Genomic DNA, 12,834 nt, shown 5'->3' on the forward strand with positions numbered 1-12,834 from the left:
ATGATAATGAGCCGATCACAATTACCACAACGCCTACAACATGCTTTAATAGGTAAAGATGCTTTGCAACAACAGCAGATCTATTTTGCGCCTGTACGTCATCATAGTCCTGCTTGTAGCTATGCTGTTAGGCAACTGATTAACCAAATTAAACCTACCCATGTTTTAATTGAAGCGCCTGCGAGCTTTTCATCCATACTCGATGAATTATTACATCACGAAACTGAGCCACCTATAGCCATACTTTGTCAAGCTGATATCCAAATAGCAAAATACCTAAATAATGAAGAACAGGCGATAGGTAACGAGCAAGATAACGAAAAAGATAACGATAATGAATTGCTATCAGAAACGGAATTGATTACGCGCACCGCATTTTACCCATTTTGTAGTTATTCACCTGAATGGCAAGCAATGCAATTGGCAAAAAAATACCATGCTAATATTCAATTTATTGATCTACCTTGGGCTGAGCAAGCTGTTCAAGAAATGATGCCAAAGCATGATGCATCATTGTTATGTGAAACCTATTTGAAACACAGTGAATATATTACGCAATTAGCTAGAAAATTACACTGTCGTGATCATGACGAAGTTTGGGAACATTTGTTTGAATTACGTGATTTTGCTGATATTGCTAACTGGCGCACTTTTTTTGAAGATACTTTCATTTGGTGTGCCATGGCAAGGCTAGAATATACTGCTTCATCGCTTGAATTAGAGGGCTCTAGCCAACGAGAACAGCATATGATAACGGCTATTAGGCAATTAAAACAGTCCATGCCAGAGGCAAAAATTGTCGTTGTCACAGGAGGATTTCACACTTTAGCACTGTATGAGGGATTGGCGAACGCAAAACTCATTGTACCGAACAAAGCAAAAATTAATAAAGTAAATCAACAGCGCGAGGCGAAACAATGGCAAAATAAAAATGATGGTGATCGAACTTGGCTTATTCGTTATAGTTTTGAGCGCCTTGATGCATTAAACGGCTATTTTGCCGGTATGCCTTCTCCTGCTTATTATCAAGAAGTGTGGCAGTCAATGCTAACTTATGAACAAAATTATGAACAAAATCAATCACAAACCACACAAGATCACCGACAAGCACAAGCCTTACAATTTTTATCAAATATTGTGCAGCAATTACGAAAACAGCAAAGTGTTGATAATGGTGCCAATAATGAAATTGGCTTGGTACCCTTAAAATCTGCGATTGAACAAACCTATTTATTAGCCGAGTTACGAGGGCATTGTGGTCCAGGACGATATGATTTACTTGATGGTATACAGTCAGCCTTTATCAAGGGTAGCATTCATGATGTGCGTGGAGAATTTTGGCAAATAATTCATCGTACTTTATCGGGCAACCAATTTGGCAAAATCCCAAGTAACATTGCTTCACCGCCGTTAGTCAATGAAGTTTATGCAATGCTCAAAAAGTATCGTTTTAAATTAGACGATACATTACCTAAAATTGCACATATTGATATTTACCGTAAACCTGAACATCGGCAACGGAGCCGTTTTTTACATCTACTGGCTTTTTTAGATGTTGGCTTTGCCGAGCGCCTTGATGGTCCCAATTACCAGTATGGAACACGGTTAACCATCATGTTTGAAGATTGGCAATACCAATGGACACCAATGGTTGAAGCCAAGTTAATTGAGCTATCACAACAAGGCACTCGGTTAGAACACATCGCTTTACAAAAACTACATCTATTGATGGAGTCATTAACCGAAGATGGCATAACCCAACCTTGCCAACTTGTTGTTCAAATTATGCTAAAAGCGGCTTTAATGGGATTTCCATCCTATTTTACAGCGTTATTGACAAAGCTATCAAAATACTTAGATACGGATAATACGTTGTCATCATTAGTTGATTGTGGGCATCGATTACTTTATTTATGGCAGGGGCGTGATTTTTTAGCGCTTAATGATAGTGCCACTTTGTTAGCTTTATTAGCTAAAGTACCAAGGCAAGCTTTTTTCTTACTAGATACATTAAAGCAATCAGATGAGCAACAACAGCAAGAAAATTTCAATACATTATTATCACTTAGAGATCTACTCAATAATTTACCTGAGCAACTTAACTCGAAAAAGCTTAAGCAGGATTTTTATTTTAATTTACAACGTTTACAGCCTTTATTAACCCAAGCGCCACTAATTCGTGGTGCCATTGATAGTCTCTGCTACCTAGATTCGCAAATTAGCCAATCAGAACTTGATGAAAAAATAAAAATTGCTTTTGATTTAGGTGCTCAATATGAACAGGTAAGTAGTTATTTAACTGGCTTGATTCAATGTTCACCAGAATTACTTATTCAATCGTCGCAACTGCTAATGAGCCTTGATGAATTGTTGGTACATTGGGATCAAGAAAAATTTATACAAATACTGCCTGATTTACGATATGCCTTTGCAAAGTTGACGCCGAAACAAAATGCGACAATTGCTGAAAAAATTGCTAAAAAATATCATATTAAAAAGCAGAGCATGGACTTTGAACAATATAAATTTAGTGATGACGACTTACAAAAAACACTCGCTTTAGAATTTGCTATTTGCCAGTATATTAATCAACAACAACTCCAAGATTGGTTTAAACGGTAAGGTATAAACATGAATAATAATAAACCAATAATCGACACGCAAACCGTTAATCATATTAAACGATGGCGGTTGATTTTAGGTAAATATGCTGATCATCACCTTAATCAAATAGCATTCGATCAAAATGATCTTAGGTTAGCACAATCATTAGATTTCCTTTATCGGCATGAATACCGTCAACGAGGGTTAAACGTGGATGAACAAGATCACACAAAGCACAAAGGGAAGGGCGGTAGCAATCATCATTCTGTGTTTAACACCATTAGTTGGTTAAATAAAACGCGAAAACTATTTCCTAAAAGCACTTTTGAACGAATGCAACAGCAGGCAATAGAACGTTATCAATTACACGAGATCTTAAACGATCCTAGCGTTATTAATGCGTTAGAACCCAATATGAATTCGCTGCATTTATTAATGAATTTTCGGGGGCAATTAAAAAAAGAGGTTTATTTGGCAGTAAAAGAATTGATTCAAAGGGTTGTTGATCAGATCTTACAAAAAATTAAACCCAATTTTATTAATGCGATAAGCGGTAAAAAACATCGATTTCGACCTTCCCAAATACGTTGTAGCCAAAACTTCGATTGGCGAGCTACAATGAAAGCCAACTTAAAACATTTTGATCAAAACAACCAGCGACTGATGATTGAAAATGTCATTTTCAACTCGCGAATGAATAGGCATTTACCTTGGGATATTATTTTATGTGTTGATCAAAGTGCATCAATGAATAACTCAATTATCTATTCTGCGGTTTGTGCAAGTATTTTGGCGAAATTACCTACAATTAATTTGCACTTGTTTGTTTTTGACACGCAAATTGTTGATCTTACTCATTTAGCTCACGATCCTGTTGAAGTGCTTATGAGCGTTCAGTTAGGTGGCGGAACAAATATTGCAAAAGTGCTTAATTATGCTGAACAAAAAGTCAAAACCCCGCATCGAACTATTATGGTATTGGTTAGTGATTTTTGCGAAGGGGGATCACTCATTGAACTTTATACCACCGTGTCAAGGATGAATAGTAACCGCATTAAAATGTTAGGATTAGCCGCATTAGACGACAATGCCGAGCCGGTTTATGATTTGCAAATCTCACAGCAATTAGCTAATCGAGGTATGCAAATTGCTGCATTAACGCCTGAACATTTTGCTACTTGGTTAGCGGAGGTTATGTAATGAGTTGGCAGCAAATTTATTTAAATTATGATCAAGACGCTTTAGCGCTTTATGCTAACATTGGTTTAATTCGCCGCGCTCGTAAAGATATTGAGGCAAATAAAATTGAATTTATTCAGCAAGAAAATAATAATGTTTTGCAATTCAATGCTGATGGACAACAAGTTTGTTTGCCTGCACAAGGGATTCAAGCTGCCAGTTGCAGTTGCCCAGCGCATGGGCATTGTAAGCATATCATATCGGCTGTTTTATGGTTGCAAGCGCATAATTCAGAGCATAGTTTAGCGAATGGTTCAGCAAATAGTTTAGCAAATAACTCAGCAAATAACTCATTACCAGAAGAAACTCCCCCTCATTGCACTAAACGAGATGATAAAAGCCCAATAAAACCATTAACGCCATTAGATGATTTGAATAAAGTTAATAATCAGGCTAAACAAGATCAGATTAAGCCAATCACGCCTTTAACTAACGTGTTAACTGAATTATTATCATTAGATGCCAGCAAGCTTTTAAAAAAAGCAGGTAAAGCGAACACACTGACGGCTTATGAACTTGTATGCAATTGGCAAAACAATAATTTACTGACAATTCAATACCAACAATCGCAACAATCGCAACTACGTATTACGGTACCTGAAAGTTCTGAACCTATTATTTATATAGCAGGAACAGGTTTTGATGGGATGATCTCAGCACTTCCCATAAAACAAAAAATGGCTGTGCATTTAGCCATTATTGCTTATCTTTTTGAGCAAAATAATCAAGCATGGCAATGGCCAGTAACCGTAGATCAGATAAAAAATGAGACTCAACTACTTTCACCTGAAGAAATTACCCTCATAAAACAGATTCAAACATATATTTATAAGCTTATTTATCAAGGCTTATCTCATATTAGTCATAATCAACTATCGCATTTACAATTATTTAATATATCAGCCAAAACACAAAATTTACCGCGGTTGGCGGCAATGCTTAGGCAACTATGTCAATTGGTTGAGTTACTGGCTAACCGCCATTTTACCGTTGAAGAACAAGATATTTTACTGTTTTTGGGGCAGATAAAAACTTATACCGAAATGCTATTACATAATCAAGGTGAACCGCTTAGCAAATTGCGAGGTAAGATAACGCGCCAATATAAAACAACAGAGCAAGCACTTGACTTATTACCATTAGGGGGACGTTGGTGGCAAAGTAGAACAGGAGCCGTTGGTGCGACATTTTACTTTTGGGATATAAAACAACAACAATACCAAGAAACGACATTAGCCAGATCTGATAAAAATAATATCAATTTTAACCGTGTAACAATTTGGAACAGTATGTCGATATGGCAAACATCCCCTGATAGGTTAATGCAAAATGCCATAACACTTCATCACCCACGTATATCCCAAGATGGCGAGTTAGCCAGTAGTGGTTCGACCGCTACGTTACAACAAAACGGGTGGAATGATGAAAATTATCTTAAATTTAAAGCAACTACAGGCTTCCAAAATTGGTCAGTATTAAATGGTTATTTGCAAAATAGCCATTTGGATGACGTGCTTTTTAATGAGGTAGTATTTGTTCATATACAAAATAACGATAAACCGTATTTTGATGAAATTAGGCAAAGTTTAGTTTGGTGCGTAAAAGATGCCGAGAAAAACCAGTTATTTTTACGGCTGTTTTGGGATGAATATAGAAAATCACGCATTGAGGTTTTACGTAGTTTTCTAGAAACACAAAATCAGCCTTTAACCATATTAGTGAAAGTCGTAAAAAACGAGAGTTTTTTAGATTTAGAACCTTTCGCTTTACTTTATAAAGCACAAAAAACAAATGAAATAAAAACCTTAAATCTTGATTTTGAAGATTCTTGGCGCCGAAGAAAAACCGTAGTGGCCGAACACATGTTTCTCTCAAATACTTATACAATGCGAAAAATGCAGTTAAGCGAAAATAATTACACTAAAGATTCGCTTTCAACTTTTATTATTCAGCCACTATTAACAATACTTGAAAGTGTGGCTTGTTCAGGACGACTTGAATTATTTATCGATCAAAAACAGCGATTGAAAGCGATTCAACATGATTGTGACACTTTAGGATTAAACTCGTTAAGTTTAGTGTTAAACAAAATCCTTAGCAATCAACTCATCTCGATAACGCATCTATTACAAGCGGTTTATTTATGTTATCTATTAAAAAAAATGCATTATCAATTACCTATACAGCTTATTAAGCCGAATTGTTAGCTTAAAAATCCTTCAGAAAAGCTATTGATTTTATTGAAGTTTTTTTGGCGCAATTGCTTTCTCATCCTAAATCATTTTAAAGTCGTTAAAATGGTTGTTATTGATGCCAAAATGAATCGCCAATGCATTAATCGTAAAAATGATTAAACTCTATAAAAAGTAAAAGTGGTGATTCAATCTGATAAATTAATCAATCGTTTTTTAGTAAGTAAAGAAATAATGAAAAACGTTATAAGAAAATTCGCCTTGCTTTAGTGTAACCTTGCTTTAGTATAACTTAGCTTTTTAGGCTACCAGCCAGAGCAATTAACTCTGGCAGAATATCTAAAATTAACACCAACTGTTGCATAACTAACAAATCATTATTGGCTAGATTATCATTGATCGAGAGCGTTTCAATATAATCTGTGGTCGATTTTTTTATTAATTGATATTTTTCATCCAGTTTTTTATCTGTTAACAGATTGATAATATACACGGATAGATCGTCAAACAGTTCAAGTGTGTGGGGCGAAATCCCTTTATCTCGGTGTGCGCCTAAGGTAGAAAGATAACTAATCAATGTATGATTAAGGGTTAATAAACGAAATCCTTGATCAATAACAGTTGGGTTCATATGAGGCTCTTTTGTCATCAAACTAATTAAAGACGATAAATCGGCATTGCTATCATGAGCGGCTCGCCTTGCTAATCGATATTGCGGATCGTTGGTTTTTCCTGATAAGTACTGGCTACCAATTAGCGCTAAATAATGGCTGTCATCATGACAAACTCGATCAATCAATTTCGGTAAGTTTCTAAATTTCCAATCAGGCCAAATAAAACTAACGGCAAACCACGCAATAAAACACCCTATTAAGGTGGCAATAATGCGTGAAATAGCCACAGAAATGCTACTTTCACCAATCAGGCTAAAGCTAAAAAATACTAACAATGTAATAAAGGCGGTGGCGTAAGCATATTGTGAATTTTTAAATAAAAAGAATAACCAACCAGTAATGATAATTAACACTAACTGCTCTTCAACGCTAGGAAATAAATAAGTAAGAGGAATGCCAATAATAATACCTAATAGAGTGCCGATTACACGTAATTTTAATCGGTGTTTTGTCGTTGAGTAATTAGGCTGGCAAACAAATAGGCTGGTTAAGATAATCCAATAGCCATGAGTAAGTTGGAAAAAGGAAAGTACCATATAGCCAACAAATAAGACAAGGCTCATACGAATTGCGTGGCGAAATAATGCTGATTTAACCGTCAAATTACGTTTAATTTTGCTAAAAATATCATGAAAGCTTGTTAACTCTTCGTCAACTAATTGGTTATCTTCTTGTTCTTTTGATAGATGTTGCTCAGTATCAACATTGGCTAATAATAGATCAATAGATAGCAAGTTTTGATATAAGCTTTGCAAAGATTTAACCAATAATGCATTGTTTTTATCACGAATTTGATATTGTTTGATAGCTTCTTCAAGGTACGAAAAGTAATGCACAAACAGGGGATCGTGCTGATAAGTTTGATTTAGCTTAATTGACACAGCTAACTTAGTGCAAGCTTTGCCTTGCAAATTTAAAATACGGGCAAACCGAAACAAAATATCGCTATGCTTAAAATGCTGGCTTAAAGTTTGATAATTGCTATGTGACGAGCTAGCCCGCTCATGAATATCTTGTGCGACAAAATAATAGTTAAGCATCTTTTTGACAGAAGATTGCCCTCTGTAACTCTTTAGTCGATTAAACAGTGTGCTTTTGGTTTGATTAAAAGCATTAACCAACTGATTATTGCTATCGGCCAATTGTTGTGTTTGTTTGATAAAATGATTGGTTTCATCGGGATCAAACATGGCCGCTTTATCATCAAGATATTGTGCCAACTTTAAAAAACAGTAAGATAAGCCTTGTTGTGTTGTCCGAATTGGTTGAATCATTGATTCAATAAACGAAACAATACTATACCAAAGTGTTCCTAACAACAAAAAACAGGGTAATGTATAGTTATCTGTATATAAATTATGCCCAAGCATGGTATAGGCAGCAATCAAAAGTGACCCAAAAGCAATGACGCCATAACGTTGCCCAAGCGTACCTAGCATAATAAAAATAAACGTTGAAGACATCAGCCCCACAATAAACAATGCCGGGTAATCAAATAACCATTCGACCGAAAAAGTCGCAATAGAAAAACAGAACAATGTCAGTATGATATTAATACAGCGACTTAATGGGCGGGTGTCGATTTCAGTTAAACCTGCCGCGACAACGCCAAGAGTCAGCGGAATAACCAGCGAAGTGTGTCCTAAATACCACGGAACCAACGTCGATCCCGTTAAACTAATTAACATTCGAAGACTAAAAAGAAGATTACTGCTGTAAAAGACTTTACGTAAAGTCAAAATGAATGCGTGCACGGTGTATACGGTTTAGTGTGAGTTGAAATGGTGGTTGGTAGCATACTATATTGTCGGGATTTGTGGAAGAGTAGGCATAAATTGTCATTCTTTATAAAGCGAAAATAAAAAATTAAATAAAATCAATGGTTTTTCTGACTGGTTTTTCATCAAAAAAATTCGCCCATTTTTACCATTACTAAGCGGCGGTTGGTTTTTTTGACACAATAATATGCTAAGAATCAATCATATCTAAAAGTCACAATAAAAACTTCCATTTAAAATAACGAGCTTAAAACGCTTTAGCCTAATTATTTTAAAAGGTACGCCATCCATTAAAAAATTTACAAAAAACTGACAAAAAAACGGGCTAAATTTTTTTGAAAAGTAACAATTTCAATTGTTGAAAGACAATCTTATCAAGTAAGTGGTAAACCATAAAAATAAAAAAAGGTTTGTGTGGTAAGTGAAATGTGATGCTGTATTATTTAGGGCACCAATGCTAGTAGTCCTATGCCTTGATTGCTACCGCCTTTTTCTAAATCGCCTATTCAGTTAAGAATTTGTGGTCGATATTTTGCTGGTATCTCTATTCTCTTTTATTTTAAAAAAATGCCAAGAAAAAAATTTAATAAAATCAATGGGTTTTCTGAATGATTTTTTAGGCTGACAATAGTTTATTTTAAGGTTTGTAGGGTTTAAGGTGTTTTAAGTTTTGTCAGTAACGTGTGTTATTAGTGAAAACCTATGAAGCGTTAATCTCTTAAACGTATCCCATAAAATCGAATAGAATAATGCGATTTCCCACAAAGCCAATTCTTAAAAGTCGTTACGCCATTTATTATCAATAATTAAACAAAAAACAAACAAAAAATTAACAAAAAGGTAGCAAAAAAAATTTTAGTGGTTATAATTTCGCTGTTTAAAAACTAAACTAGACAGTGATATTACACGCAGAAAAAAATTAAAATAAAACAAAAATCACGAGATGGGTGAAATGTAATGCAGTATTATTTTAGACACTGGATGTCCTATATCTTAACTTTTGTAGCTAGTTCCAAAAATTGCTTTTATGCACGCAACTTAATTAAATTCACAAAACTGTCTTTTTCGTTAAAGAAAAAATTGCTACCGCCACGCTTCTTGTTGCCGTTGTTGCTATTATGTTCATTGGATGTGCAGGCATTATCCGCGCAAAGCACAAAAGTAATACAAGGTAGTGCGCCGTATTTTACGTATGATGGTGGGCAAACGAAGATCTCAACCACCGAGGAATTATTAAGTATTAAGCTATCAGACGGTCAAATTATCACGCCACAAAAAAATATGTCAAGTCCAACAAATCCCATTGAGTTACCGCAACTGGGTGATAGTTTTAGTGATATTGCTATGCTCGTTCCAGTGGACGTGAATTCAATAGCGCTAAATGCATTACTCGGTCCGCCATATCATTATTGGGGCGATGATGATGGCGACGGTCAAGGCGCTAATGGGGCTAGCGCAACAGGGACTTTAACGGTTGATATCACCGATAAAGATGATAATGCCGTGAATCGTAATACGGTATTAAATATATGTGATGCACCTTATAAAGTAGTATTAACAAGCAGTGACGGTAGCTTAAGTACACGTTATGGCATGCCCAATAATAGTACATTTGATAGTGGTAGTGCTGTTTACTATATCAAACCAAAGGGATCAACCCGCTGTCATGATGATGACATCAAATACGTAAGGCCAAATTTATTGCATAATAATTTGGCACCAAAAGGTGCATTAGGCATTTTTGAGACTGTTGGTCATTCTTATCAGCTTGCGCTTTGGAGCCACCCGTACACGGACAATGATAGAGGCGGATTTTTAGTCCAATCAACTAAGTTGGCTACATATGAACAAAATTTTCCGACAACAGGCGCTAATGGGCTGTATTTTTATTTAGATATGGATGATGGCGTAAACCCAAGCGAATTAAGTTGGCCTTCGGTAAGTCAGGGGGGGATAACCGCTAGCATGACAGTAGAGCCGCCAAAACCATCAGCCGGTGACGGTTATCACTTTGAGCGTTTAGGCGGGGTAAAGGTCACCCTTACAGGTCCTACGGTAACGGCAGCTCAAAGACAATCTAGCAATCCAGGGACAATAGCTAAGCCAACTTTACCGCAACTATTTGTACTAAAGGGTTATGATAAAAGTAATAATGTGGTAATCAAATATGGATTTGTGTTGAAGCAGTGGTTTGTTCATCGTGGTACAAAAAGGGCTTCCTATTCTGACTCATTAGCATGGTGTAATAGTTTGGGGTATCGTCAGCCAAAAATTAAGGATATAACCAATGCCAAGTGCGGTTTAGATGACCGTTTTCCTTGTGTAAATGGCATCAATGGGACGGTGCCAACATCAAACTCTTGGTTTCGCCAACGTAGAATCGATGCTGGCTTTAGTACGGAGTGGGGCGATGTTAGTTTTTACATTGGTTCTAGTTTTTTCAACGATAACTACGATTGGCATTGGACTAGTGACGTTTTCGATAGAAGCAGCCATTTTGTGGTAAGTCCAGCGGAAGCTACTGTTTATTCCCACTGGGATGGCGACAATTGGTATTCCTTGTGCACTTATCCTTAGCGTTGGGTATTGATAAAAATTCTAAGTTTGCAAAAAGCAATATCAAATTCGATTAAGCAAAGTCAGTAAAGCGCCAAACGTTCTGTAGTCAGGTGGCGCTTTAGTTAATTACCATCCCAGTTAAGCGCTTTTGTAGTAGCAAGTGTAGTAGCAAGAAAAGGGATTGTTAATCAAATGACGACCTGTCATATTATGGCTAAAAAATAACGTTAAAAACCTCATATAAAAACTTCAAATAAAAATCAAGAATAAAAACATTAATAAAATCAATAGGTTTTCTGACTGATTTTTGATAATAAAACGTATTAATCTTTTGTTAGCTTAAAAATTATTTTGCTATTTTTTACTAATGAGAAGTAAGTCTTAAAATGATACGATTAATCATAAACTGATGCTATTTATTGTTCTTTGTTTGTTTTAAAAATACGCATTAAACAATGGGGACTTAAGATAGCAGTGGGAACAATACTCATTGTACGTTAAAATAGCCAGTATTATTACGAAAAATGATAAAGGAAATCGTATGACCACTGAAATGACAACGCTCGATAAAATCAAAAAACAAATTGCCGATAATCCAATTATTCTCTATATGAAAGGTTCGCCAAAATTACCAAGTTGTGGCTTTTCGGCACAGGCGGTGCAGGTTTTATCACAATGTGGAGAGCCATTTGCCTATGTTGATATTTTGCAAAACCCAGATATTCGTGCCGAATTACCTAAATTTGCTAATTGGCCAACGTTCCCACAATTATGGGTTGAAGGCGAATTAGTCGGAGGGTGCGATATCTTACTAGAAATGTTTCAAGCTGGCGAGTTGCAAACACTTATTCAACAAACTGCCGAAAAACATAAACCTTAATTTCTAAATAGCATTAAGCGTGCAGATTAAGCGCGCTTTTTTATCGGTAATTTTTTGTTATTGTGTTGATGAATGCTTCGTGTTACTAAGTATTTTCACAATCCATGATTGACGTTACTTCTCTATCATCTATAGCTGTTAAAGGCCATCCACCTAACGTTTTAAGTCGATTGACGATTTTGCAAAAGAGTATTGCAGTTTTTTGCGTATCGTATAGCGCACTATGAGCTTGTTTATGATCAAATTCGATTTGTGCTACTTGACAAGCTTTGGCCAGTACGGTTTGCCCAAAAACTAAGCCACTTAGTGATGCCGTATCGAAGGTGGCAAATGGGTGGAATGGATTACGTTTGATATTTGAGCGTTCAGCGGCAGCCATTAAAAAACTGTGATCAAAGTGTGCGTTGTGTGCCACAATGACTGCGCGGGTACATTCGTTATTTTTTATGCCGGCTCTAACCATTTTGAATATTTCGTCTAAAGCGTGTTTTTCATCTACCGCTGAGCGTAAAGGGTTAGTCGGATCGATTCCGTTAAAAGCCAGTGCTGTTGGCTCTAAAATCGCGTCGCTAAATGGATTAACATTAAATTGCAAGGATTGATCTGGCTCTAGCCAGCCGTCGGGTGTCATTTTTAAAGTAATAGCGGCAATTTCTAAAATAGCATTGAGTTTTGGATCAAACCCTGATGTTTCTATATCAATAACAACAGGATAAAACCCACGAAAGCGTTCACATAATTTGGCGTTTGGCACGTTAATCTATCTTAATTTGTCAAAAAAAGACTATTATGACAGCTTTTGATTATTTCGCCTAGCATTGGCATTGAGATTTGCTATTGAATAGTTAATTTTAATGCGCTTTTATTGTGGCAAGGATTGTAGCCATTTTGGCAAAATAGAGATTAAA

General features: G+C 36.0%; 7 protein-coding genes. 5 read left to right on the forward strand and 2 right to left on the reverse strand.

Features of this window, described 5'->3' with window-relative positions; genetic code table 11:
• Positions 1 to 6: 6 nt before the first annotated feature.
• The 3 genes from A9G47_RS02305 to A9G47_RS02315 are packed head-to-tail and all read left to right on the forward strand — an operon-like array spanning position 7 to position 6,050.
• Complete coding sequence (locus A9G47_RS02305) at positions 7 to 2,622, forward strand: DUF5682 family protein (RefSeq protein ID WP_081303495.1); 2,616 nt, start codon at positions 7 to 9, stop codon at positions 2,620 to 2,622.
• Between the two features lie 9 nt (positions 2,623 to 2,631).
• Positions 2,632 to 3,804, forward strand: a complete 1,173-nt coding sequence (locus A9G47_RS02310) for a VWA domain-containing protein (protein WP_065642063.1) — start codon at positions 2,632 to 2,634, stop codon at positions 3,802 to 3,804.
• Positions 3,804 to 6,050, forward strand: a complete 2,247-nt coding sequence (locus A9G47_RS02315; RefSeq protein WP_065642064.1) for a hypothetical protein — start codon at positions 3,804 to 3,806, stop codon at positions 6,048 to 6,050. Before A9G47_RS02310 ends, A9G47_RS02315 begins: the two co-directional genes overlap by 1 nt.
• A 277-nt stretch (positions 6,051 to 6,327) precedes the next feature.
• On the opposite strand, the gene yccS is transcribed toward A9G47_RS02315, so the two are convergent.
• Complete coding sequence (gene yccS, locus A9G47_RS02320) at positions 6,328 to 8,463, reverse strand: YccS family putative transporter (protein WP_065642065.1); 2,136 nt, start codon at positions 8,461 to 8,463, stop codon at positions 6,328 to 6,330.
• A gap of 1,005 nt (positions 8,464 to 9,468) precedes the next feature.
• On the opposite strand from yccS, the gene A9G47_RS02325 reads away from it, so the two are divergent.
• Both A9G47_RS02325 and A9G47_RS02330 read left to right on the forward strand, forming a co-directional pair.
• Entirely contained in the window at positions 9,469 to 11,064 is a 1,596-nt protein-coding gene (locus tag A9G47_RS02325; protein WP_065642066.1) for a hypothetical protein, read from the forward strand.
• A gap of 535 nt (positions 11,065 to 11,599) precedes the next feature.
• Entirely contained in the window at positions 11,600 to 11,926 is a 327-nt protein-coding gene (locus A9G47_RS02330; protein ID WP_065580276.1) for a Grx4 family monothiol glutaredoxin, read from the forward strand.
• An 85-nt stretch (positions 11,927 to 12,011) separates the two neighbouring features.
• On the opposite strand, the gene rnt is transcribed toward A9G47_RS02330, so the two are convergent.
• Positions 12,012 to 12,680, reverse strand: a complete 669-nt coding sequence (gene rnt, locus A9G47_RS02335) for a ribonuclease T (protein ID WP_218057348.1) — start codon at positions 12,678 to 12,680, stop codon at positions 12,012 to 12,014.
• Positions 12,681 to 12,834 lie beyond the last annotated feature (154 nt).

This window comes from Gilliamella sp. WF3-4, from assembly GCF_001690275.1.
GTDB classification, from domain to species: domain Bacteria; phylum Pseudomonadota; class Gammaproteobacteria; order Enterobacterales; family Orbaceae; genus Gilliamella; species Gilliamella apicola_C.